Genomic DNA, 23,461 nt, shown 5'->3' on the forward strand with positions numbered 1-23,461 from the left:
GGGATGACAGCGATAACGGTCCTGGTGATCGCCGTGGCGGTGATCGCCGTGGTGACCCTGGCCAAGGCGGTGCGGATCGTGCCGCAGCAGCGGCAGGACGTGGTCGAGCGGCTGGGTAAGTACAAGCGCACTCTCAACCCGGGGCTCAACCTGCTGGTGCCGTTCATCGACGCGGTCCGTACGAAGGTTGACATGCGCGAGCAGGTGGTCAGCTTCCCGCCCCAGCCGGTGATCACCTCCGACAACCTGGTCGTGTCGATCGACACCGTGCTCTACTTCAAGGTGATCGACGCCGTCCGCGCCACGTACGAGATCTCGAACTTCCTCCAGGCCATCGAGCAGCTGACCGTCACCACGCTGCGCAACGTGATCGGCTCGCTCGACCTGGAGCGGGCGCTGACCAGCCGCGAGGAGATCAACCGGCACCTCTCGGGCAAGCTGGACGAGACGACCGGCCGCTGGGGCATCAAGGTGACCCGGGTGGAGATCAAGGCGATCGAGCCGCCACCGAGCATCCGTGACTCGATGGAGAAGCAGATGCGCGCCGAGCGGGACCGCCGGGCGGCGATCCTCAACGCCGAGGGGCACAAGCAGTCGCAGATCCTCTCCGCCGAGGGTGAGAAGCAGGCGGCGGTGCTGCGCGCCGACGGTGACCGGCAGGCCCGGATCCTCCAGGCCGAGGGTCAGGCGAAGGCGATCCGCACCGTCTTCGACGCGATCCACCAGGCCAACCCGAGCCAGAAGGTGCTCGCCTACCAGTACCTCCAGGCCCTGCCGCAGATCGCCAACGGCACCGCCAACAAGGTCTGGATCGTGCCGGCCGAGCTGACCAAGGCCCTGGAGGGCATGGGCGGCGCGCTCGGCGGGCTCAGTCAGATGGTCGGCGACGTTCCGACTCCGGAGGCGTCCGACGGGGCGAGCGCCGTCGAGCGGGAGGCGGCGGAGGCGGCGCAGGCCGCGGCCGCCGCGGCGCAGGAGGTCCACGACGAGGTACGCGTCGCCGAGGCGCAGGTGACCGGTGGCAAGCAGCCGGGGCTGCCCGCGCCGGAGCCGGTCTCGCCGGACAGCCTGGTGAACGACCCGGCCGACCAGCGCGAGCGCGGCTGACCGGTTCCTCGGGTGGGCCGGACCTCCGGCCCACCCGAGGCCAAATGCGAAAAACACTCATGGGGCGCTCCGGTGCCTGCCACCATCGGTCCTGGGACGGGTGGTGCAGGTGTCGGGGCGTCCCGACGCGTCCCGCACCGCTCGCGCAGATGAGCGAGGTGACGCATGAAGGATCCGGCGAAGCGGATCTGGTCCTCGGCCCCGGTCCCCGGCGCACACGACCCGACCGGCCCGCTCGGCACCCGGCGTACCGGCGGTGGGTTCGGGGTGCTGCCGTTCGTCGGTGAACCCGGCCCGCGCGGGCCCGCCACCAACGCCAGCTGGGCCTGGTCGGTGCGCCGGTTCGCCCGCGCCGCGGTGTGGCTGCTCCCCGCGTACGCCGTGCTCTACGGCGTGGTGGCGATGGCCAGCGACGGCGGCGTGGGCAACGACCCCTATCCGGCGGACGGTCGGCCGCTCTACCTGATCGGTTGGGTGGCGGCGGTCTGGCTCGGCCTGCTCGCCCTGCTGGCCCTGACCGGGCTGCTCGCGGCGACCCGCAGCCGCCGGGAGGCCACCGTCGGGTTGCTGGTGAGCATCGCCGGGACGGTGCTCATGCTCCCCTTCGCCGGCCTGGAGGAGCAGACCCCGGTGTTCGGCACGAACGCCCGCACGCTGGTCCTGGTCGGCGCCACCTGCTACACCGCCGGTTGGTTCCTCACCGGGTGGGCGGTGGCCCGCTCCGGCATGTTCAGCATCGGTGACGGCGTGATGCTCATGATCGCCGCCCCGCTGCTCGGCCTCGGCGGCGCGCTGGTCGGCTCCCTGCAGACCTTCGGGGCGATCTTCGTGCTGATCGCCGGGATCGGGATCGGCTACCGCTCGGGGCGCCTGGTGCCGCACGACATCGTCCGCGACGCGGCGTCCGCCAGCGTCGCCACGGCCGGCCCGCCCCCGGCCACCCCGGAGGGCCCCCTGGCAACGCCCTGACCCACCCGCGCCGTTGCGGCAACTTCATGATCAACAGGGCGGGGAGAAGGGCGGGCCTGGGAGAGGGCTGGTTCGGGGCGGTGAAATTGCTGACAAACCGGCGCGCGGGGTGGTCGGTTGGTGAATTTCGTGGCAATCCTGGGGACCATGGCCCCACCCCGCTCGCCGCTCTCGCGGCTGTTCACCGTGCTGCTCGCCGGCGCGCTCGCCGGCCTCGTCCTGGCCGTGGCCGCGCTGCCCGGCAACCTGCTGCTCGGGTTCGCCACCAGGTCGGCGCTCGGGACGTACGCCGCGCTCCCGGCCGCGCTGAAGACGCCGGCCACCCCGCAGCGCTCCTACCTGTACGCCAACGACGGCAAGACGTTGATCACCACGTTCTACGACGTGAACCGGACCGACGTCCCGCTGTCGGAGATCGCGCCGGTCATGCGCCAGGCGATCGTGGCGGCCGAGGACCGACGGTTCTATTCGCACGGCGGCGCGGACCTTCGGGGCCTGTTCCGCGCGCTGGTCGCGAACGTCAAGGGCGGCGGCACCGAGCAGGGCGGCTCGACGCTCACCATGCAGTACGTCCGCAACGTGCTGAAGACCGACCCGAGCCGCACCGCCGAGGAGCGGGCGGCGGCCACCGACCAGAACGTGGGGCGCAAGCTCCAGGAGATCCGGTACGCCTCCGCGCTGGAGCAGAGCCTCAGCAAGGACGAGATCCTCAACCGGTACCTGAACATCGCGTACTTCGGCGCCGGGGCGTACGGCATCGGCGCGGCCAGCCAGCGCTACTTCGCCAAGTCGCCGGCCGACCTGACGCTGGCCGAGTCGGCCCTGCTCGCCGGCCTGGTGCAGTCGCCGGAGGCGTACAACCCGATCGACGGTGACCGGGACGCGGCGCTGCAGCGCCGGTCGTACGTCCTGGACTCGATGGTCGAGACCAAGGCGATCACCGCGGAGCAGGCCGCCCAGGCGAAGGCCGAGAAGCTCACCCTGCGCCCCACCGCGCAGCCGAACGGCTGCACCGCCGTGGCCCAGGGCCACGACGACTGGGGCTACTTCTGCGACTACCTGCGCCGCTGGTGGATGGACCAGCCGGCGTTCGGCGCGACCGCCCAGGAGCGGGAGCAGGCCCTGCGTCGCGGCGGCTACACGGTGATCACCTCGCTGGACCCGCAGGTCCAGAGCACCGCGCAGAAGCAGGCCACGGGCGTCTACGGGTACGACAACAAGCGGGCCCTGCCGATCGCGGCGGTCGAGCCGGGCACCGGTCGGGTGCTCGCGATGGCGGTGAACCGGCACTACAGCCTGGCCCAGAACCCGGCCGGGCAGGTCAACCACCCGAACACCGTCAACCCGCTGATCTCCGGCGGCGGCGGGGTCGACGGCTACCAGGCCGGCTCCACGTTCAAGCTCTTCACCATGCTCGCCGCGCTGGAGTCCGGCCGGACCCTGTCCACCGGCTTCGACGCGCCGAGCAAGCTGCCCACCCGGTACCCGGCCGAGGGCGAGGGGACCTGCGACGGCCACTGGTGCCCGGCCAACGCCAACCCGGAGTGGATGGACGGCTACCGGATGATGTGGGACGGCTTCGGCCGCTCGGTGAACACCTACTTCGTCTGGCTCGCCGAGCAGGTCGGCCAGGACAAGGTCGTCGAGATGGCGCAGCGGCTGGGCATCACGTTCCGGGCCGACGCCGACGCGCGGTTCGCCGCGAACGACGCCGCCGACTGGGGTTCGTTCACGCTGGGCGTGGCCGCGACCACCCCGCTCGACCTGGCCAACGCGTACGCCACCGTCGCCGCCGAGGGCATGTACTGCACGCCGCTGCCGGTGGTCTCGGTGCGGACGGCGGACGGCGAGCGGGTGCCGGTGGGCGACCCGTCCTGCAAGCGGGTGCTCGACCCCGACGTCGCCCGGGCCGCCACCGACGCGGCCCGCTGCCCGGTCGGCCAGCAGTCGCCGTACGGGCAGTGCAACGGCGGCACGGCGACCTCGGTGGACCAGATCCTCGACGGCCGTCCGGTCGCCGGCAAGACCGGTAGCTCGGAGGAGAACGCCACCGAGACGTTCGTCGGCTTCACCCCGCAGGTCGCGGTGGCCGGGATCGCCGCCAACCCGGACGACCCGCGGGATTCCGTCGGCTCCGCCGTGCAGGCCAAGGTGATCGACGCCGTCGCCCGGGTGATCGCCACCGCCGTCAAGGGGCAGCCGGAGAAGGCCTTCACCGCGCCCAGTCGAGAGCTGGCCGGCGAGCCGCACCGTCCGGTGAAGCCACCGGTGACGCAGCAGCCGCGGCGGGACCCCGAGGACGACCCGCGCTCCCTGCTGGACCGCTGGCTCGACCGCCGGGGCTGACCGGCCGTCTGCCTTCGCGGTGGGTGTGTTTCATGTCGCTGTGACAGCAGCAGATGCACCCACCGACATCGTCCCGCGTCCGCACGGCGCGCCGGGACGGGCGCCGGTGCGGCTGGGCCGCACCGGCGCCGTCGCGGTCAGCTCGCGGTGCAGGTGGGGGTGAGGGTGCCGGCGGTGCCGTTGGCCTGGAAGCCGAACTCCGTCGTCTGCCCGGCCCCGATCCGGCCGTTGTAGTCGACGTTGCGGAACTGCACGGCCCCGCTGGTGGCGCTGGGCGTCGCGCTCCACGTGTTGACCAGTGACGCACCCGAGGGCAGGGTCAGCGCCACCGTCCAGGCGTTGGTGCCGGACGCGCCCGCCGTGACCCGGACGGTCGCGACGAAGCCACCGTTCCAGGAGTTGAGCGTGACCGACGCCGTGCACCCGCTGCCGGTCGGCGGCGGCGTGGTGGTGGGCGGCGGCGTGGTGGTCGGCGGCGGGGTGCCGCCGCCGTTGAGGGCGTTCAACGTCGACGTGTACGCCGGCTTCTTGTTGCCGGAGCCGTCGAACAGCAGGGGCGTGCCGCTGGCCCGCCACGAGTCGCTGTCCCGGATGCCCCAGACCGTGATGCCGGTGCACCGGGCGACGGCGAGGCAGGCCCGGATCACGCGGCCGTAGTTGTCGGCCTGGGCCTGGCCGGAACCCTCGATGTCCAGTTCGGTGATCTGCACCTCGACGCCCAGGTTCGCGAAGCGCTGGAGGTTGGCCTGGTAGTCGGAGGGCACCGGGCTCTGGGGGTTGAAGTGCGACTGGAAGCCGACGCAGTCGATCGGTACGCCGCGGGCCTTGAAGTCCTGCACCATCGCGTAGACGGCGTTGCTCTTCGCGTTCTGCCCGTCGGTGTTGTAGTCGTTGTAGCAGAGCTTGGCGTCCGGGTCGGCGGCCCGCGCGGTGCGGAAGGCGACCTCGATCCAGTCGTTGCCGGTGCGCTGGAGGTTCGAGTCGCGCCGGGCACCGCTGCCGCCGTCGGCGAACGCCTCGTTCACCACGTCCCACGAGTGGATCTTGCCGCGGTAGTAGGTCGCCACCCGGGTGATGTGGTTGACCATCGCCGAACGCAGGGCGCTCCCGGACAGGCTCTGCGCCCAGCCCGGCTGCTGGGAGTGCCACGCCAGCGCGTGCCCCCGTACCCGCATCCCGTTGGCCCGGGCGTGGTTCACGATCCGGTCCGCGTTGCCGAAGGTGAAGTTGTTCTGCGACGGTTCGGTCGCGTCCCACTTCATCTCGTTCTCCGGCGTGACGGAGTTGAACTCGCGGTTCAGGATGCCCACGTACGTGCTGTCGGAGAGCTTGTTGGCCGCGACCGCGGTGCCGAAGTAGCGGCCGCTCTCGGCGGCGGACGCGCCGAGGGTGGTGCCGGCGCTGGCGTTGGGGGCCAGGGCGATCGTGGCCCCGGCGAGGAGGGTGCCCGTCGCGGCGAGGACGAGCGCGACGCGCCGTCCCGTCCGCGCGCGGGCCGGTCGGTCCGACCGGACCGGAGGGTTGTTCATGGGATGCCTTTCGAGTCTGGCGACGATGGGTCACGGCCTCGGCCCCGCGCTGCCCATCCGCGCCGGCCCGGCCGTGCGGGCGGCCACCGGAGGCCTCTGCTGCCCGCGTGCTCCGGCTCATCACCCACTCATCCGCGCGGATCGATGTTAGCCCCGAGATTCCGGAAGACTCAACCCTCGACTGCCCACCGTTGTCGATGCCGTCCGAGGTTGGACGCGGCGGGTCCGTCCCTGACGAGCGGGTTCACCGACGACGGCCACGCCGTCAGGGACGAACTCGGACCGGAAAACTTCCGGAAATTGATCTCGCCCTGCCGGTGCGGCGCGCGCGGGCCCGCCCCCGGGGCCGTCCGGCCGGCGCGGGAGCGTCCGGCAGAATCGTCGGGTGCCCGTCCACCAGATCACCGACCCGGGCGACGAGCGGATCGCCGACTACCGCGCCCTGACCGACGTCGAGCTGCGTACCCGCTGGGAGCCGCCGCACGGGCTGTTCATCGCCGAGGGCGAGCTGGTGCTGCGCCGCGCGCTGCGCGCCGGCTACCCTGCCCGGTCGTACCTCGTCGACGCCAAGCGCGTCGACCAGCTCGCCGACCTCGACACCGGGGAGGCGCCGGTCTACGCGGCGTCCCCGGAGGTGCTGCAGCAGGCGACCGGCTTCCACGTCCACCGGGGGGTGCTGGCGTCGTTCCGGCGCAAGCCGCTGCCCACGGCCGCCGAGGTGCTCGCCGACGCGCGCCGGGTGGTCGTTCTGGAGGACGTCAACAACCACACCAACCTCGGCGCGATTTTCCGGGGGGCCGCCGCGCTCGGCGTCGACGCGGTGCTGTTGTCGCCGACCTGCGCCGACCCGCTCTACCGGCGCAGCGTCCGGGTGAGCATGGGTGAGGTCTTCGCGGTGCCGTACGCGAAGCTCGACCACTGGCCCGGGGGCCTGGACCAGGTCCGGGAGTCCGGCTTCACGGTGCTGGCCATGACGCCCGCGCCGGACGCCGTACCGATGCAGCGGTTGACCCCGGCGCAGCGCGAGCGGGCGGCGCTGCTGCTCGGCGCCGAGGGCCCCGGGCTCACCGCGGCCGCCCAGGCGGCCAGCGACGTGCGGGTGGTGCTGCCGATGCGGCGCGGCGTGGATTCGTTGAACGTCGCCGCCGCCGCGGCGGTGGCGTTCTGGGAGCTGGGGCGCGACGATCCGCCGTTCGGCGGCGATTAGGCCGCATTGGCTTGCATGGCCATGCGATTCATTGCATAATTTTCCCCGTGTCCAAGGTTCTCACCTCCCTGCCCATCGGCGAACGTGTCGGCATCGCCTTCTCCGGCGGCCTCGACACCTCGGTCGCGGTCGCGTGGATGCGCGACAAGGGCGCGATCCCCTGCGCCTACACCGCCGACATCGGCCAGTACGACGAGCCCGACATCGCCTCGGTGCCCGGCCGCGCGCTCAACTACGGCGCCGAGCTCGGCCGCCTGGTCGACTGCCGCGCCGCCCTGGTCGAGGAGGGGCTCGCGGCGCTGACCTGCGGCGCCTTCCACATCCGCTCGGGCGGGCGGGCGTACTTCAACACCACCCCGCTGGGCCGGGCGGTGACCGGCACCCTGCTGGTGCGGGCGATGGTCGCCGACGACGTCCAGATCTGGGGTGACGGCTCGACCTTCAAGGGCAACGACATCGAGCGGTTCTACCGCTACGGCCTGCTGGCCAACCCGCAGCTGCGCATCTACAAGCCGTGGCTCGACACCGCCTTCGTCACCGAGCTGGGTGGGCGTAAGGAGATGTCGGAGTGGCTGCTGGAGCGCGGCCTGCCCTACCGGGACAGCACCGAGAAGGCCTACTCGACCGACGCCAACATCTGGGGCGCCACGCACGAGGCGAAGACCCTGGAGCACCTCGACACCGGCATCGAGACGGTCACCCCGATCATGGGAGTCCGGTTCTGGGACCCGTCGGTGGAGATCCCGACGGAGGACGTCACCATCGGCTTCGACCAGGGCCGCCCGGTGACGATCAACGGCAAGGAGTTCGGCAGCGCCGTCGACCTGGTGCTGGAGGCCAACGCCATCGGCGGCCGGCACGGCCTGGGCATGTCGGACCAGATCGAGAACCGGATCATCGAGGCCAAGAGCCGGGGCATCTACGAGGCGCCCGGCATGGCGCTGCTGCACGCCGCGTACGAGCGGCTGGTCAATGCCATCCACAACGAGGACACCCTGGCGAACTACCACAACGAGGGCCGCCGGCTCGGCCGCCTCATGTACGAGGGCCGCTGGCTGGACCCGCAGGCGCTGATGCTGCGCGAGTCGTTGCAGCGCTGGGTCGGCACGGCCGTCACCGGCGAGGTGACGCTGCGGCTGCGCCGGGGCGAGGACTACTCGATCCTGGACACCACCGGCCCGGCGTTCAGCTACCACCCCGACAAGCTGTCGATGGAGCGTACCGAGGACTCGGCGTTCGGCCCGTCGGACCGGATCGGCCAGCTCACCATGCGCAACCTGGACATCGCCGACTCCCGGGCGAAGCTGGAGCAGTACGCCAACCTCGGCATGGTCGGCGGCGCGACCCCGCAGCGGATGGTCGGCGCGGCGCAGGCGGCCTCGACCGGGCTGATCGGTGCGATGCCGCAGGGCGGCGCCGAGGCCATCGCCTCTCGGGGCGTCGCGTCCGCCGACGACGAGGCACTCGACCGGGCCGCGATGGAGTTCGGCGTCGACTGACCGGTTTGCCGAACTGCGGGATCAGGCAACGGGCCGCGCCCGCACGGGCGCGGCCCGCTGGGAATCAGCGGCGACGAACCCTGGTGAGGATCACCGGCCGCTGCCCGTGAGCAGCCAGTGGCCGTTCATGGTCCAGCCGAGCAGGCGTCGGCCCGCGCCGCCGCGCCCGTCGGCGTCGAACCGCTCGCCGACGGCGGCCTCGGCCAGACCGGCCACCGCCGGGCGGAGCCGGTCCCGGACGTCCGGGGCGGTCCGCTCCAGCTCACGCCACAGGTCGGCGACCACCTCGGCGGGGTCGCCGACCTGCGGCAGCGACATGAAGAAGATCATCTGGCGCCAGGCGTACGCGATGTCCTTGACGGTTGCCAGCGGCCGCGGGTTGCGTGCGAGGCGGGCGGTCAGGCCGGTCACCACGGCGAACGTGCGCAGCGCCACCTCGTGCCAGCCGGTCAGCGGCCGCACTCGCACCGACCCGACCAGGGTGGCCAGGTTGTGGGTGGTGAGGATCTGGGCCTGCTCGACGATCATGCCGTTCGCGGCCACCACGTCCCAGCTTGGGCCGGTGCCGGCCCGGGCGATGCAGAGCGCGTCGAAGTCGGCCGAGGTGGACGCTGCCGCATCCCGCCGACGCTGGACGTCCGCGCCGGTGGGCAGCGCCGCGTAGTCGATGTCGTAGTACCGCGCGTAGAGGCTGTCGGTCAACAGGTCACCGGCCAGTCGAGCCGCCGCGGCGTACTTGGCCGAGAAGGTTCCCTCGAAGATGTCGGCGGCCAACTCCTCCACCCACGGCAGCTGCCCACCGGACTCCCGGTCCAAGGTGGCGAGCTCGCGGACGAGGGGATTGGGCAGCAGGGTGGCGGGGAAGCCGTCGAGCGCCAGCTCACCGAGCCGGTGCAGGGCACTCGCCGCTGCGGCCCGGGTGCCGGCACCGGGCGCGCAGTGCGCGGCGACCGCACGGACCCAGGGCAGTTCGTCGAGGCCAACCTGGCGCTCCAGGTTCGTCAGCAGAAGGCTGCGGCGGTTGCGGAACGCGCGGTATGTGGCGGCCATCAGCGACCGGAGCACCTCGTCGGCGTACGGTGCCGCGGCGGCGGTGGCGGTGATCTGCGGGACGATCGTGGCGAGCACCTCCGCCGACGGGACCACACCCGCCGCGATCAGCTCGGGCACGGTGCCGGCCAGGGCGCGTCGGATCGGCCGGCGCAGCGGCTCGGGAATCGGCGTTCCCACCGGCAGGCCGGACGTCGCCGCCTCCTCGTCGGTGACCGGGCCGGTCACCGCCTCGACCGACCGGACCCCGAGGTCCTGCGGCAACGCCGCGAGACGGCTCACCACGACGCGGGCCATCGTGTGCAGCATCGGTAGGGCGGCCTCGGCGGCCTGCCGCTCACGCAGCGCACGGTGTTCCGGCGAACTGGGCCGCCCGCGCTTGCGAACCATGGAGTCGATCGCGTGCTGGAGCAGCCCGCGCGCCCGGGCGGTCAACGGCCGGCCACCGACGGTCTCCTCAGTGGCGGAGCGCAGAATGCCCAGGTTCGTCTTCGGCCGGCGGTGCTTGCCGTTATGCGGGTGTGCGGCGGCGAGCTGGTGGTAGCGGGCGACGAGCGCCGTCGCCCGGTCGTGCCACCCGGTGGGGAACTCCGCGCCGACGCGCCCGTCGCGCACCGTGTCCAGCCAGAGGTCGAGCAGCCGGTCGGCGAACGGGTTCCACACCGTCAGGGCCTCGCGCATCGCCGCGACCCGGGGATTCGGTCCGCGCCGGGCCAGGCGGTCACGTGCCTCGCCGGCCGTCTCCCGCCACACCAGATCCGGGCCGTACGTCTGCCCGTCGTGCGGCACCGGCCCGAAGCACAGTCGATCGGCGTACGGGCGCAGCTCGTCGAGCACGGCCGCCGCGGCCTCCCGGTCCCCGGCGCGCACCAGCCACGCCACGGTCAGCAGCGCCGCGTCCTCGGGCAGGTCGACCCGGTAGGCCCCGCTCTCCAGCAGGGTCGTCAGCCCGGCCAGCCCGTCAGCCGTGAGATGGTGGTCGAAGAGCGCGTCACGCCGGGCCGGTACGCCGGCCAGCTCGGCCAGGGCTGCCTCGTGAGGGCGGAGCGGTCCGCCGGCCAGCGCCTCACCCGTGGCGAAGCCGCCCCGGACCACGCGCGGGGTCGCCCAGACCGGCAGATCGGCCACCGGGCGCCGGGAACCGATCCGCAACCGGCCGGTGGCCATGCCGCGGAGCACCGCGGCCCACCGGGCGAAGCGTTCGTGGGCGCGGTTTCGGGTGGCGGCGTCCGCGTGGTTGCTCGCCGTGACGGCGGCGCGGGTCAACTCACCGACGGGGTAGTCGGTGCCGATCCGGGATTCGTTCGTGTCCATCGCCAGCGTGGCGGGCCCTGCCCCCGCGCCCTCCGGGTCCCGAGCCCGGCGCTCTCCTGACTGAGCTACACGCTGTCGCCACCGCGGCGGCGCCCCGGGCGACGCACGTCCAGAGCGCGGTCGAGACTACCGGCGCGACATCCCCGCGCGCTGCCCGGTTTTCCCGACGGCGGTGGGCTCGGGTCAGGCGAAGTACGTCGACCAGAGGTTGTGCGACGGCCAACTGCTCACCGCCCGGGAGGCGGTCCACAGTGCCGAGTCGATCTCGCTGTAGCTGAGCCCGGATGGGTCGTCGCGCTGGTTGAAGACCACCGCCCAGCTCATCCCGTGGTAGGTGCGCACGAGAAGGCTGTAGGTGCCGGGCAGGCTGCCGGTGTGCCAGGTGTTGCGGCCGGTGCCGCCGCTGACCGGCCGGACCTGCCAGCCCAGGCCGTAGTACCAGCCGTTGGCGTTGACCCCGACGGTGGGCACCGCGAAGACCCGGCCGAGCGAGGTGGCGTTGAACAGGGTGCTGCCGGTGTCGAAGGCCGAGGCCCAGCGGACCAGGTCGACGGCGGACGCGATCCAGCCTCCGTTCGCGTCCTGCAGGCGCATGCTGAAGGTGCCGTACGGCGCCGGCACCGTCGAGCCCGAGCCGTCCAGGACGGTCGGCCCGCTGTACTGCGAGCGGTAGCCCACCTCGCCGCTGTGCCGGGCGATGGTCCAGCCGCTCGCCATCCGGGTGATCTTCAGCGGGGCGAGGAGCTTCTGCTTCACGTACGTCTCGTAGGGCAGGCCGCTGACCGCCTCGACGACCCGGCCGGCCAGCAGGTAGCCGTAGTTGCTGTAGGAGACCGTCGAGCCGGGGTTGTGGACCAGCGGCTGACCGTTCATGAACCGGATGACGTCGGCGTGGTGCAACTCCATCGGCACGCCCAGCGCCTGCGCGATGATCCGGTCCTTGAACAGCGGGTCGAACGCCGTCTGGTCCCGGTCCCAACCGCCGGTGTGCTGCAGCAGGCGCCACAGCGTGACCGATGACAGCCGCGGGTCAACGGCCTGCCCGGGTGGCGGGGTGAGATCGAGGTGCTTGGCGATCGAGTCGCCGAGGGTGAGCTTGCCGTCCTGGGCGAGCCGGACGAGCGCCGCCGCCGTCAGCGACTTCGACACGCTCGCCACCCGGAACAGCGACGTCGGCTGGATCGTCTCGGGCGAGTTGTTGCCGTAGCCCCGGGCGAGCACGAGCCGGCCCTGGTAGGTCACCGCGAGCTGCCCGGCCGAGATCCCGCGTGCCTGCATGAAGCTCTTCATCGTGTCGTCGAAGGAGCGCAGGGCGGTGACCGCGGTTCCGGTGGCGGTCCAGGTGGTTGCCGCGGCGGCCGGCGTCCCGCCGGTGGCGGCGACCAGGGTCCCCGCGCCGGCGGCACCCACCAGCTTTCCGAATGTCCGGCGGCTGACCTTCATCCCGTCCATGCCCGTCCTCCCGTTTTGATCACGAACACGGGGCACGCTACTGGACAAGATCGCTTCGGTGGGGGCGGTGGGTCGTAGCGTTTGGCGGCTCCCGGTGCCGGTGCTCCAGGTGGCGGCGCGTGCGGGCAGCCGGACGTGACGGTCGAGTTCCGGGGTCACGCAGGGTAGCGTGGCGGCCGTGTTCCCTACCGTCCGTGAGGTCCTGGCCCTGGACCCCGTCCGCCACGGCGCCCCGCGCCTGGTCGCCGGGGACGCCGGGCTGGACCGGCCGGTGCGCTGGGTGCACGTGGCGGAGGTGCCGGACATCGCGACCCTGCTGGGCGGGGGCGAGCTGGTGCTCACCACTGGCATCGGGCTGCCGGGCGACGATGCCGGGCTGCGGGCGTTCATCGGCGACCTGGCCGACGTGGGCGTCTCCGGCCTGGTGGTGGAGCTGGGCCGCCGCTACGGCAGCGCGGTGCCCCGGGTGATGGTCGCGGCGGCCGAGCGGCGAGGACTCCCGCTGGTGGAGCTGCGCCGGGCCACCCCGTTCGTGCGGATCACCGAGGCGGTGCACGCGCTGATCGTGGACGCCCAGCTCACCGAGCTGCGGGCCACCGAGGAGATCCACCAACGGTTCACCGACCTGTCGGTGGAGGGCGCCGGGGCGGGCGAGGTGGTGCGGCAGGCCGCCGAGTTGTCCGGCTGCCCGGTGGTGCTGGAGAACCTCTCCCGGCAGGTGCTGGCGTACGACCCGGCGGGGGAGAGCGCCGAACTGCTGCTCGACGCCTGGGAGCAGCATTCGCGGCGGATCCGGCCGGCCGGGCGGACGGCGTACGACGCGGACAACGGCTGGCTGGTCACCGCCGTCGGTGCCCGGGGTCAGGACTGGGGGCGGCTGCTGCTGCGCTGGCCGGCGGGGGGTGACCTGACCGCGGTGCCGTCGCGCCGCCCCGACGCCGCGTCGGCGGGGCCGGAGGACGATTCGCGCCTGCGCCCCGGGAACGTGCCGCCGACCCGGTTGACCATCCTGGTGGAGCGGGCCGCCTCCACGCTCGCGTTGGGTCGGCTGATCCGCCGGGACGCGGAGGGGCTGGAGCGGCAGATCCACCGCACCCTGCTCACCGCGCTGCTCGACCACTCCCGCCCGGTGGACGAGGTGGCGCTGCGTGCCAAGGCGCTCGGCGTGGTGCTGGAGCGTCGGCACCTGGTCGGGGTGATGGTGCGGCCGCGCGCCGACGAGGTGGCGGGGGACAGCGGGCCCGCGACCGACCTCGGTGACCCCGGTCCGGGGGCCGCGCCGGCCCGGCTGCGGGACCTCGCCGAGGCGGTCGGGCAGGCGCTGCACGAGGCGAAGCTGACGGCGCTGACCAGCGTGGTCGACGACCAGGCGGTGGGGGCGCTGCTCGCCCTGCCGGACGCGGCGGCGGAGGAGCGGGCGCTGGCCGCGTTCGCCACCGCCCTGCGACGCACCCGTCCGGACGACCCGACCGCCCGAGCGGACACGGGGACGGTCCGCGCCGGGTCGGCGGTGCCCCGGCAGGACGGGCGGCGGTCGGACGCGCGGCCCGGTCCCGGTCGCCCCGCCGCGGTGATCATCGCGGCGGGGTCGGGGGTGGGCAGCCTGCGCGAGGCGCGCCGGTCGCTGATCGAGGCGCGCCAGATCGCCGACGCGGCTCGCCGGGACCGCCGGGACCTGCCCATCTTCCGCCTGCCGCACGTCGGGCTGGCGGGGCTGCTGCACCTGCTGCGGGAGGAGCCGAGGGTGCAGACGTTCGTCGAGCGGGAGCTGGGCGCGCTGCTGGCGTACGACGCGCAGCACCCCCGGGAGCAGCTGCTCGGCACGCTGCGCGCGTACCTGGAACAGGGCCGGAACAAGTCGGCGGCGGCCGCCGCGGCGCACCTGTCCCGGCCGGCGTTCTACGAGCGGCTCGCCCGCATCGGCCGCATCCTCGACGCCGACCTCGACTCGGTCGACGCCTGCCTGTCCCTGCACGTGGCCCTGCTGGCCCTGGACGCCATCCGCACCCCCTGACCAACCCACCGCCGCGCCGGGGGCCGCGAGCGGGTGGGCGGTCAGGTCAGGGTGGACAGGACCTTGCCGTAGGTGGCGGGGACGTGGTCGGGGCCGCCGCCGGGGGTGAACACGTCCGAGGTGGCGATCGCCGACCAGGCGGTGTCGGGCACGGCGTCGACCAGGGCGCGGACAACCGGCGCGTCGCGCCACTGCTCCTGCTCGGCGAGCAGGCTCAGCGCCACCACCGACTCCTCCACCTCGCCGACGCACTCGAACGGCTTGTGCCCGTCCACGCCGAGCAGCTCCCGGTAGCCCGGGATCTGTGCGGGGTCGGCGAGCAGGTCACCGCCGAAGATGTGGGTGATCCGCTCGCGGGGCATGAACGGCGCCAGGGCGAGGAACACGAACCGGCACTTCGGGCAGTCGCGGCACCAGCGCTCGCTCGGGTCGTGCAGCTTGAAGGCGGCGTTGCAGCTGGTCACCACGTCGTCGTAGCGGTCGATCCCGGCGAACAGCCGGGCGATGTGCAGCTCCGACAGGGAGCGCAGCAGCGAGAAGTACGGCTCGGTCAGCCCGGCGTGCTCGGCCAGCGCGGCCCGCAGCAGCCCCTCCGCCTCGACCCCCTTGGACCACTGGTGGTTGATCTCGTGACCGTTCCAGATCAGGTTCGGGTCGGACGCGGACCGCTCGTTGGACATCACCACCGGACCCAGGCCGTGCAGCACTGACGTGGCGACGGCGATCAGCGAGTTGATCGCGGTGACCGGGATGTGTCCGTTGCGGGCGCCCGCCGCGTTCAGCTCGAACAGCACCGGGTCGATCCGGCGGCGGGCGGCGAGCGGGGTGAGCCCGGACGCCTCGTTGACCGAGACGATCACGTGGTTCGGGTTGACCGAGAACGGCACCGGGTCGAAACCGGCCCGGCGCAGCGCCTCCAACGAGACGATCGAGTCCTTGCCCCCGCCGACCGCCGACAGCGGCCGCCGGTCGGAGTTGTCCAGCTGTGCCGCGGGCTTCACCGACCCGTCGGGGACCTCCGGCTTCAGCTCCAGCACGTGCGGCAGCTGGTTGCGGTACGCGTACTCCGCCAGGCCCTTGCGGTAGATGGCGGTGACCAGCGCGATGGCGGCCGGGCCCAGCGGTGCCGGCAACACCAGCCGGCCCGGGGCGGCGGCCTTGTAGTAGCTGACCCCGGCGACGACGTGCAGCAGCTCCAGGACCCGCCCGAGCGCGGCGACCGTCTCGTCGGACGGGGGTGCCTCCGGCAGCGGCAGCGTGATCACCTCGGTGAATCGCTGCTCCCCGGCGGGGCCGGTCAGGGCGTAGTCGAACAGGGCCTCCCCGGTGGAGAGGTCGATCGAGTAGGACGGGAAGGTGAAGGCGTCCATCCGCCGCAGCTGCTCGTAGCGCACACGCCATACTAGGCCCTGGTTCGTCCTGCCGTGCCCGGCTGTGCCGGACCGGCCCCCGACGGCCCCGCCGGCCGCCGTCCCGCTCCGGAGGAGAACACCTGTGCGCCTGTCTGACCTGCGCGGACGTTCCGTCGCCGTCTGGGGGACCGGCCGGGAGGGCCGGGCCGCGGTGACCGCGATCGCCGCCCACGGCCCGGCCGACCTCGTCGCCGTCGACGACAGCGCCAACTTCCTCTCGCTGCCCTGGGACGGCCCGCTGGCCGAGGCGGCGCCGCTGGTCACCGGCGAGGAGGGGTTCGCCCGGCTGGCCGCCGCCGACGTCGTGGTCCGCTCGCCCGGAGTGCCGCAGACCCACCCGTGGCTGGTGGAGCTGCGCCGCCTCGGCGTGCCGATCACCCAGGGCACCGCGTTGTGGATGGCCGACCACGCCGCCCGGACCGTCGGGGTGACCGGCAGCAAGGGCAAGAGCACCACGTCGAGCCTGATCAGCCACCTGCTGACCGCCGTGGACCGGCCCAACGTCTTCGGCGGCAACATCGGCGTGCCGACGCTGGACCTGCCCGAGGCCGAGCTGTACGTGCTGGAGCTGTCCAGCTACCAGTGCAGCGACCTGACCGATTCGCCCCGGGTGGCGGCGGTCACCGCCCTGTTCCCCGAGCACCTGGACGCCCACGGCGGCGAGCGGGAGTACTACCGGGACAAGCTCAACCTGCTCGCGCACGGGCCGGAGACCGTCGTGGTCAACGGCGCCGACCCGCGGCTCGCGGCCGAGCTGGGGGACCTCCCCGCCGTACGCGCCGGCGCGCCGGACACCACCCACGTCGCCTCCGGCCCCGACGGCACGCCCTGGTTCCACCTCGGCGACCAGCCGCTCTTCCCGCGTGCGGTGTTGCCGCTGGTGGGCCGGCACAACGAGGGCAACCTGTGCGTGGCGCTCGCCGTGCTCGACGCGCTCGGCGTGGACGTGGTCGAGCGCAAGGACACCCTCGCCGTCGCGGTCGCCGAGTTCCAGGGACTCGCCCACCGGCTTACCGAGATCGCCGACCCGTCCGGCCTGACCTTCGTCGACGACACGCTGGCCACCAGCCCGTACGCGGCGATGCACGCCATCGACGCGTACGAGGGGCGGCCGCTGACCGTGATCGTCGGCGGCAACGACCGAGGGCTGGACTACACCCCGCTGCGGGAGCACCTGGCCGAGCGGGAGATCACCGTCATCGGCATTCCCGACAGCGGGCCCCGGATCGTCGAGGCGCTCGCCGGGCTGCCCGGGGTGCGTACGGAGACCGCCGAGGACCTGGTCGCCGCGGTGGGGCTGTCCCGCAAGCTCACCCCGGCCGGCGGGGTGGTGCTGCTCTCGCCCGCAGCGCCCAGTTACGGCCGGTTCCGCAACTACGAGCACCGTTCCGAGGTCTTCGCCGAGGCGGTACGCGACACCGCCCGCTGACACCGGCCGCCGACTCGGCGCACCCCGTGGATCAGCGGAGTCGTGACCAGAGTCGGCGCGGCCACGACCGAGCTGCGCCGGTCGGCTCGTCGCCGAGGTCGGGTTCGGGTTGGCCGGTTCCCTCCCGCCGCCACCGGTTGCCCTGCTGGTCGGTGAAGGTGAGCTGGACGGTCGCCGACGCGTACCGGGTGAGGTCGACGCTGCGGTCGACGGCGACGAACAGTTCCGCGGCGGTGCCGCCGTCGAGCCGGTCGAGCGGGCCGGTCACGGTGGCCACCGCCACCCGCCGCCCGTCGGGTCCCGGCTGGCCGGTGTGCACCACCGGAGTGGCCGCCAGGTCGAAGATCGGCCCGTCGCTGTCGTTGGCGACGCGCACCCGCAACACGCCGCCGCCCTCGGTGCGGGTGGTGGTCGAGACGAGCCGCGCCTGTCGCGCCTGCGCCGCCCGGTCCTCGCGCCGGCGGGCCCGCAGCTCGCGACGCACGCTGAGCACGCCGAAGAGCAGCGTGCCGACGGTGCCGAGCCCGCCGAACCAGTCCGGAACGGAGCCCCAGTCGATGTTCCAGTCGGTCGGTACGACCGTCAGGGCCTCCACAATCGACATGAGGTCACGCTAGCCCTGGTACGCCAGTCCGCCGAGGATCCACCATTCAGCGGGGGTGATCGGCCGTCCCGCTGCCGGGACCCCTACCTTTCATGTTCATGCGGCTGCACGGAGTGATACCAGGAGCTTGAGCCGGTAGTGTTGATTCACGGATCACGTGTGGTGGCCGGCACCCGCCAGGCGTGGACCGGCCATCGTGGAGCCTGCCGCAACCCCCTCCGGGAGGCCAGATGAGTCACCTCCACCCCGGCCCGCGTCGGCCCGGGCGCTCACGCGCGGGTCAGGTGCCGGGCCGACCGGGGACGGTCCGCACGGGGACGGGCCGATGACCAGCTCGACCCAGGACATCGGGTTCTCGATCATTCCGCCTCGTCGTAACCGCCTGCCGCTGCGTGGCCGGGACGAGTTGGTCGAGACGATCCTGCGGGCCGCCGAACCGCCCGCCGGGACCTCTCGCGCCCCGGAGGAGGCCACCCAGATCCTCTGGGGGCTCGGTGGCTGCGGCAAGAGCCTCACCGCGCAGGAGGTGGCCCGTCAGCTCGAGGAGCGGGGCCGGCTGGTCTGGTGGATCTCGGCGAAGGACTCGGCGCGGGTCAGTGCCGGGATGCGGGAGGTCGCGGGTCAGCTCCAGGCGCCGGAGAACCAGCTCGACCTCGCCTGGGCCGGCAAGGCCCGCAGCCCCGTGGAGCTGGTCTGGGACCTGTTGAACAACTCGCCCCGTCCGTGGTTGCTGATCTTCGACAACGCCGACGAGCCGACCCTGCTGGCCCCGGCCGACGGGCAGGTCGCCGACGGCACGGGTTGGCTGCGGCAGCCGCGTACGCCCAACGGGCTGGTCCTGGTCACCACCCGCGACGGGCGGCGGGACACCTGGGGTGAGTGGTCCACCATGCACCTGGTGGACGAGCTGTCGCCGGCCGACGGCGCGCAGGTGCTCGTCGACCTCGCCGGCGCCGCCCCCGGCACGCAGGCCCAGGCGACCCGGCTCGCCGCGCGGCTGAAGGGGCACCCGCTGGCGCTGCGCGGCGCCGGCACCTACCTGGCGGAGGCCAACCGCATCCCGGTCGGCACCTCCCGCTCCTCGATCCGCACCTACGACGACTACCGGGCGGCGCTGGACCACCGGGCCGGCACCTCCGCCCGGCGCAACGGGTCCAGCGGCTTCGACCGCGCGGTCCGGCCGGTGGTGCAGTCCTGGGAGATCTCGCTGGACCTGCTGGCCAACCGGGGGCTCGACCAGGCGCGGCCGGTGCTGCGACTGTTGGCCTGCCTCGGCGACGCACCCATCCCCTACGCGGTGCTGCTGGACCCGGTGCGGCTGTCCGCGTCGCCGCTGATCGGGGAGATCGGCGAGGACCGGCTCCGCGACGTGCTGCGCTCGTTGGCCGACTTCGCGTTGGTCGACCTCGGGGTGATCGAGTCGTTGCCGGCTCAGTCCCCGGTCGCCCACGTGGTGACCCTGCACCCGCTGGTCCGGGAGCTGATCCGGGACCTGCCGGACGTGGTGACCGAGCGGGCGGCGTACCACGAGCTGGTGCTCGACCTGCTGGACACCTTGCGGTTGCGCGACCCGGACCGGCCACGTGAGGAGGAGTTCGACCCCGACGAGCCGGACAAGTGGGCGAGCTGGCACGTGCTGGCGCCGCCCACCATGGGCGCGGTGCTCGATTTCCTCGACGGCGGTGATTTGCCGCGGCTCCGGCCCGACCTGCTGGATGTCGCACTGGACCTGGCCCGGCTGATCGCCCGCTACATCCTGGCCGTGGGTCTGCCCGGGCAGGCGGAGATCTTTCTGGAGCGCTGCCTGGCCGGGTGTCGCCGCATCGGCGTCGACCTCGATTCCCGTCCCGCGCTCAGCCTCCGCCACGAGCGCGCCCGGGCCGCCCTGGAGCAGGGGCACCTGAGCTGGGCCGAGAACGAGCTCCGCCTGATCATCCCGGCGCGGGAGAACCTGCTCGGGCGGGAACACCGCAACACCCTGGCGAGCCGGCACAAGCTGGCCCGGACGATCCTGGAGCAGGGCCGGTGGCGCGACGCCGAGGACGAGCTGCGGGACATCGTCCGGGCGGAGTACCGGGTGCGCGGCCCCGAGGACCGGGACACCATGACCGCGCGGCACAGCCTGGCCCGCGCGATCGTCTACCAGGGACGGTACGCGGACGCGCGTGCCGAGCTGACCGAGATCCTGGAGATCCGGCTGCGGCACTGGGCGCCGGACCACTTCGAGACCCTCACGGTGCGGCACACGCTGGACATCTGCCGGTTGCGCGAGGGGGAGGTCGACGAGGCCCTCGCCGACCTGCGGGAGATCCTCTCGACCGACGCCGCCAAGCGGCAGGTCCAGCACGTCGCGATGATCGCCGCCCGGCACACGCTGGCCGAGTGTCTGATCGCCACCGGCGCCACCGCCGAGGCGGAGAAGGTGCTGGTGGGTGTGGTCGAGGACCGGCGGCGGATCCTCGGCGACGACCACGGCGACACGGTCCGGGCCGAGGCGGACCTCAAGACGCTTCGTGGCGCATGACGGACGGGACGTCGGGGTTCCGATCCGGATCCGCAGGCAGCCTGACGAGGAGCTGACGTGACCGATCAACTGCGCCGCCGGGACCGGCTGACCGCCGAGACGCTGCGGGAGTTGGCCACCGGCGAGATCGACGTGATCTGGCACCGCGAGTACTACCCGCCGGAGCAGTGCGACGCCGCGCTGCCCCGGGTGGTCCGCGCCGTCGACGACGCCAACTTCCTGCTCACCAAGGAGTTCACCAGCGTCGGCACGTCGATGGGGGAGGTGGCCAACGGTGGTGACAGCGTCGCCCGCTACCTGGACACCTCCGCCGACACCACCCGCCTGATCCGCCACGAGGTGTTCGCCGGGCTGCAGTCCCCGACCGACCTGATCCGGCTTGACCTCGACGAGATGTGGCCGTACGGGGCGACGGTCGGTCGGCACGACGGCCGGATGATGCTGCCCGGTGTGCTGCGCCGGATGACGCCCGGCGGCCGGGGCCGCCCGCACATCGACCGCCGGCAGATCCCCCTGCTCGACAGCTACCGGCTGCACCGGCGGCTGGGGGTCAACATCTACCTGGAGGTGCCGGAGCCCGGCGCGGGTGGCGAGATCGACTTCTGGGGTCACCTGTCCGAGGAGGAGTTCGTGGCGCTCAAGAGCGACCCGTTCGACTACGGCATCGAGCCGGAGCGGGTCGGCCCACCGCTGGACACGGTGCTGCCCGGCAAGGGCGACCTGGTGATGTTCGAGGCGGGGCGGATGCACGGCGTCCGCGAGGTACGCGAGGGCTGCCGCACCTCGGCCGCCTGCTTCGTGGGTGTCCGGGCGGAGACGGATCCGCTGCTGGTCTTCGCCTGACCGGCCGCGTCGGCGCTTCGGGTCACGCCTCCGGCGTCAGGGTGGCGTGCAGGGCGCGCATCGAGCGGATCGCCGAGCGGATCTCCTGGAGGTAGCGGCCCGGGGTCAGCGTCGGCTCCGGCAGTCGCGCCAGGTCGGGCAGGGCGGGGTCGACGCCGACCGTGTCGATCCCGCACCGGTACGGCACGGCGAGGGTGCGCAACGCGTCGCAGTGCTGGAACGGCACGTAGATCGGGGCGGTGACCAGCAGCACCGGGTCGCCCGCGGTGAGTCGGGCGTGCCCGGCCCAGAACCGCTGGGTGTCGGCGGTGTGGGCGCGGCGCCGCTCGGGCTCGCTGGACGGGGCGGCCAGCACCCGCACGGGTGGGGTGCCCGCCGGCCGGTAGGTCCGCGACGACCAGGAGTGGTGCGGGTGCCCGGCGTCCAGGCCGTCCTCCTCGTCCGGCGCCGTCACGCCGAACGCGAGCCGGACCCCGGCGTCGAGCGCGTCGACCTCGGTGTCGCAGCCGGTCACCCCGGCGTCGGCCAGGGCGCGCTGCTCCGCCTCCGACAGTGGGCGGTAGCTGCCGAGCACCGCGACCTCGCCGGTCACCCCGGTGCCGGCGCGCAGCAGGTGGGCCGCGCACGCGACCCGGCGCAGGCAGGCGTGTGCCAGCCCGCCGAGCACCACGAGGTGGGCGTAGTCGTCGCGGGCCGGCGCCTGCGGCCGGACCAGGCCGAGCGTGGTGGCGGCGGCGAGGACCTGCGCGGCGGTGGCCGGGTCCAGTGCCGGCTCCCGGGCCTCGGGCCGTTCCCGGCCGCCTCGGAAGTCCCAGTGCCGGGCGGAGAAGTCGTCCAGTCCGGCGAGAACGGCGGCGAGGTCGCCGGCCGGCCAGTCGCCGCCGAAGCGGGCCACCAGGCCGCGCAGCGGCACCGCGTCGACCCAGCCGGAGATGCCCTCGGTGATCGCCGTGCCGTCGCCGGGCAACGCGCCACCGGGCAGGGGCACCGGCACGGGAGTGACCATGGGCGACGGTGGGAGGGCGACGCCGGGCGACGGTGGGACGGGACGCTCGGGCACGGTCCGGATCGTACCGGCCGCTGCTCGGGCGCCTGCCCGATCGACGCGGCAGCCCAACGGGGTGGGGTCGGGGCGGCCTGCCCGGTCGACGCGGCGGAACCGACGGCCGGGCCGTCAGCAGCGGCGGTCCGGCCCCGCTCGCGACCGCGCTGACCAGGGCATCTGGCCAGCGGTTCGTACGCTGGTGGCAGCCGGATCTGTGGAGGTTGTCGATGGCCGAACTGCTCCGCCGACCGCGCTCCGGCCGGCTCGGCTCTCCGCTCGGGTTCACCCGGCTGGTCGCGCACACCGACCCGGTCGCGCTGGTCGGCATCGGGTTGTCGATCTCGCTGTCCCTGGCGCTGGACCTGACGGGCGCGGCCAGTGGCGTGGAGTCCCTCCTCGCCGGCCTGATGGGCATCACGATCTCCCTGTTGGTGGACTCGCTGGCCCGTGCCGAACGACGGTTCCACCTGCGGACGCTGTTGGAAGGCCCGTCGTGGCTGGTGGCGGCGGTCCCCGAGGTGGCCGCCGGTGCGCGGGAGGCCGTCGAGCGCCACCCCGACACGCGGGTCGCCGAGGAGGCCCGGCGCCGCTTCGAACGGTTCCACGCCGACGTCGAGCAGCTGCGCCACGGACGGATCGTCCGGTCCGGACCGGACTGCCAGGACCTGCTCGGCGCCACCCGGGACTGCGTGCGCCGCCTGGACGCATTGACCAACGTCCTGCCCCGGGTCAGTGGCGAGCTGAGCTGGTGGCGCGGCGACGTCGGCCGGCGGTACTGGGAGGCCAATCTGGCGGCGCTGGAGCGGGGTGTACGGATAACCCGGATCTTCATGTACGCGCAGCTGTCCGAGGAGCTGTCGGAGCTGGTGGAGACACAGCGCCGCGCGGGCGTACGGATCGGGCTGCTGCCGTCCAGCGCGGTCGGTGCCGAGCTGCACGTCAACCTGGTGTGCTGGGACGGGACGGCCTGCTGGACGGCGGGGATGAGCGCGGCCGGCGAGATCACCGAGAACCGCTTCTCGGTGAACCGGGCGGACCTCGCCCGCACCGAGGAGACGTTCCGGGCCTGCGCCGCGCTCGCCACGTTTCCGGCCTGACCGGCGGCCGGCCCGGGGGC

16 protein-coding genes and 1 tRNA gene are annotated in these 23,461 nt (G+C 73.3%); 10 read left to right on the forward strand and 7 right to left on the reverse strand.

What is annotated here, in order from left to right; all coding sequences use genetic code 11:
- Nucleotides 1-3: 3 nt before the first annotated feature.
- The 3 genes from GA0070620_RS31605 (at nucleotide 4) to GA0070620_RS31615 (ending at nucleotide 4,422) form a co-directional block, all read left to right on the forward strand.
- Nucleotides 4-1,107 carry an SPFH domain-containing protein gene (locus tag GA0070620_RS31605; protein ID WP_091597283.1) on the forward strand — a complete coding sequence of 368 codons (1,104 nt, stop codon included), beginning with the start codon at nucleotides 4-6 and terminating at the stop codon, nucleotides 1,105-1,107.
- Nucleotides 1,108-1,272: 165 nt separating this feature from the next.
- Nucleotides 1,273-2,076 (forward strand): hypothetical protein, encoded by an 804-nt coding sequence (locus GA0070620_RS31610; RefSeq protein ID WP_091597286.1) that lies wholly within the window; start codon nucleotides 1,273-1,275, stop codon nucleotides 2,074-2,076.
- Between the two features lie 147 nt (nucleotides 2,077-2,223).
- Nucleotides 2,224-4,422 (forward strand): transglycosylase domain-containing protein, encoded by a 2,199-nt coding sequence (locus GA0070620_RS31615; protein WP_091597289.1) that lies wholly within the window; start codon nucleotides 2,224-2,226, stop codon nucleotides 4,420-4,422.
- Between the two features lie 137 nt (nucleotides 4,423-4,559).
- On the opposite strand, the gene GA0070620_RS31620 is transcribed toward GA0070620_RS31615, so the two are convergent.
- The gene (locus tag GA0070620_RS31620) at nucleotides 4,560-5,951 is read right to left on the reverse strand and encodes an endo-1,4-beta-xylanase (RefSeq protein WP_091597292.1); all 1,392 of its coding nucleotides are present in this window, start codon (nucleotides 5,949-5,951) and stop codon (nucleotides 4,560-4,562) included.
- 385 nt (nucleotides 5,952-6,336) lie between these two features.
- On the opposite strand from GA0070620_RS31620, the gene GA0070620_RS31625 reads away from it, so the two are divergent.
- Complete coding sequence (locus tag GA0070620_RS31625) at nucleotides 6,337-7,158, forward strand: TrmH family RNA methyltransferase (protein ID WP_091597295.1); 822 nt, start codon at nucleotides 6,337-6,339, stop codon at nucleotides 7,156-7,158.
- Nucleotides 7,159-7,205: 47 nt separating this feature from the next.
- On the forward strand, nucleotides 7,206-8,657 hold the full coding sequence (gene argG, locus GA0070620_RS31630) for an argininosuccinate synthase (protein ID WP_091597298.1): 1,452 nt from the start codon (nucleotides 7,206-7,208) through the stop codon (nucleotides 8,655-8,657).
- A gap of 90 nt (nucleotides 8,658-8,747) precedes the next feature.
- On the opposite strand, the gene GA0070620_RS31635 is transcribed toward argG, so the two are convergent.
- From GA0070620_RS31635 to GA0070620_RS31645, 3 genes are all read right to left on the reverse strand, one after another.
- Complete coding sequence (locus GA0070620_RS31635) at nucleotides 8,748-11,021, reverse strand: hypothetical protein (RefSeq protein ID WP_091597300.1); 2,274 nt, start codon at nucleotides 11,019-11,021, stop codon at nucleotides 8,748-8,750.
- A gap of 2 nt (nucleotides 11,022-11,023) precedes the next feature.
- Nucleotides 11,024-11,096: transfer RNA gene (locus tag GA0070620_RS31640), tRNA-Pro, on the reverse strand.
- Nucleotides 11,097-11,204: 108 nt separating this feature from the next.
- Complete coding sequence (locus GA0070620_RS31645) at nucleotides 11,205-12,473, reverse strand: serine hydrolase domain-containing protein (RefSeq protein ID WP_197677492.1); 1,269 nt, start codon at nucleotides 12,471-12,473, stop codon at nucleotides 11,205-11,207.
- Between the two features lie 178 nt (nucleotides 12,474-12,651).
- Here GA0070620_RS31645 and GA0070620_RS31650 point away from each other — a divergent pair, with 178 nt between their 5' ends.
- Nucleotides 12,652-14,487, forward strand: a complete 1,836-nt coding sequence (locus tag GA0070620_RS31650; protein WP_452299638.1) for a PucR family transcriptional regulator — start codon at nucleotides 12,652-12,654, stop codon at nucleotides 14,485-14,487.
- A 41-nt stretch (nucleotides 14,488-14,528) separates the two neighbouring features.
- On the opposite strand, the gene GA0070620_RS31655 is transcribed toward GA0070620_RS31650, so the two are convergent.
- Entirely contained in the window at nucleotides 14,529-15,881 is a 1,353-nt protein-coding gene (locus GA0070620_RS31655; protein ID WP_091597306.1) for a hypothetical protein, read from the reverse strand.
- Nucleotides 15,882-15,981: 100 nt separating this feature from the next.
- On the opposite strand from GA0070620_RS31655, the gene murD reads away from it, so the two are divergent.
- The gene (gene murD, locus GA0070620_RS31660; RefSeq protein ID WP_091597308.1) at nucleotides 15,982-17,328 is read left to right on the forward strand and encodes a UDP-N-acetylmuramoyl-L-alanine--D-glutamate ligase; all 1,347 of its coding nucleotides are present in this window, start codon (nucleotides 15,982-15,984) and stop codon (nucleotides 17,326-17,328) included.
- Between the two features lie 31 nt (nucleotides 17,329-17,359).
- Here murD and GA0070620_RS31665 read toward each other — a convergent pair whose 3' ends face one another.
- Entirely contained in the window at nucleotides 17,360-17,932 is a 573-nt protein-coding gene (locus tag GA0070620_RS31665) for a hypothetical protein (RefSeq protein ID WP_157741741.1), read from the reverse strand.
- A 325-nt stretch (nucleotides 17,933-18,257) separates the two neighbouring features.
- Between GA0070620_RS31665 and GA0070620_RS31670 the strand changes: the two genes are divergently transcribed.
- Nucleotides 18,258-20,456, forward strand: coding sequence for a tetratricopeptide repeat protein (locus GA0070620_RS31670; protein ID WP_091597314.1), 2,199 nt, complete (start codon nucleotides 18,258-18,260; stop codon nucleotides 20,454-20,456).
- 57 nt (nucleotides 20,457-20,513) lie between these two features.
- Complete coding sequence (locus GA0070620_RS31675) at nucleotides 20,514-21,299, forward strand: 2OG-Fe(II) oxygenase (RefSeq protein WP_091597317.1); 786 nt, start codon at nucleotides 20,514-20,516, stop codon at nucleotides 21,297-21,299.
- 22 nt (nucleotides 21,300-21,321) lie between these two features.
- Here the strand turns inward: GA0070620_RS31675 and GA0070620_RS31680 are convergent, their stop codons facing one another.
- A complete protein-coding gene (locus GA0070620_RS31680; protein WP_231922031.1) occupies nucleotides 21,322-22,359 on the reverse strand; it encodes a hypothetical protein in 1,038 nt (345 codons plus the stop codon).
- Nucleotides 22,360-22,571: 212 nt separating this feature from the next.
- On the opposite strand from GA0070620_RS31680, the gene GA0070620_RS31685 reads away from it, so the two are divergent.
- Nucleotides 22,572-23,441 (forward strand): hypothetical protein, encoded by an 870-nt coding sequence (locus GA0070620_RS31685; RefSeq protein WP_091597320.1) that lies wholly within the window; start codon nucleotides 22,572-22,574, stop codon nucleotides 23,439-23,441.
- Nucleotides 23,442-23,461: the final 20 nt, after the last annotated feature.

The organism is Micromonospora krabiensis (genome assembly GCF_900091425.1).
Classification (GTDB): Bacteria; Actinomycetota; Actinomycetes; order Mycobacteriales; family Micromonosporaceae; genus Micromonospora; species Micromonospora krabiensis.

Coding starts and splice junctions, on each gene's coding strand:
- GA0070620_RS31645 (WP_197677492.1), bottom strand. CDS start 12,473: ATGGACGGGATGAAGGTCAGCCGCCGGACATTCGGAAAGCTGGTGGGT.
- GA0070620_RS31610 (WP_091597286.1), top strand. CDS start 1,273: ATGAAGGATCCGGCGAAGCGGATCTGGTCCTCGGCCCCGGTCCCCGGC.
- GA0070620_RS31620 (WP_091597292.1), bottom strand. CDS start 5,951: ATGAACAACCCTCCGGTCCGGTCGGACCGACCGGCCCGCGCGCGGACG.
- GA0070620_RS31605 (WP_091597283.1), top strand. CDS start 4: ATGACAGCGATAACGGTCCTGGTGATCGCCGTGGCGGTGATCGCCGTG.
- GA0070620_RS31685 (WP_091597320.1), top strand. CDS start 22,572: ATGGCCGAACTGCTCCGCCGACCGCGCTCCGGCCGGCTCGGCTCTCCG.
- GA0070620_RS31670 (WP_091597314.1), top strand. CDS start 18,258: ATGACCAGCTCGACCCAGGACATCGGGTTCTCGATCATTCCGCCTCGT.
- GA0070620_RS31665 (WP_157741741.1), bottom strand. CDS start 17,932: ATGTCGATTGTGGAGGCCCTGACGGTCGTACCGACCGACTGGAACATC.
- GA0070620_RS31635 (WP_091597300.1), bottom strand. CDS start 11,021: ATGGACACGAACGAATCCCGGATCGGCACCGACTACCCCGTCGGTGAG.
- GA0070620_RS31615 (WP_091597289.1), top strand. CDS start 2,224: ATGGCCCCACCCCGCTCGCCGCTCTCGCGGCTGTTCACCGTGCTGCTC.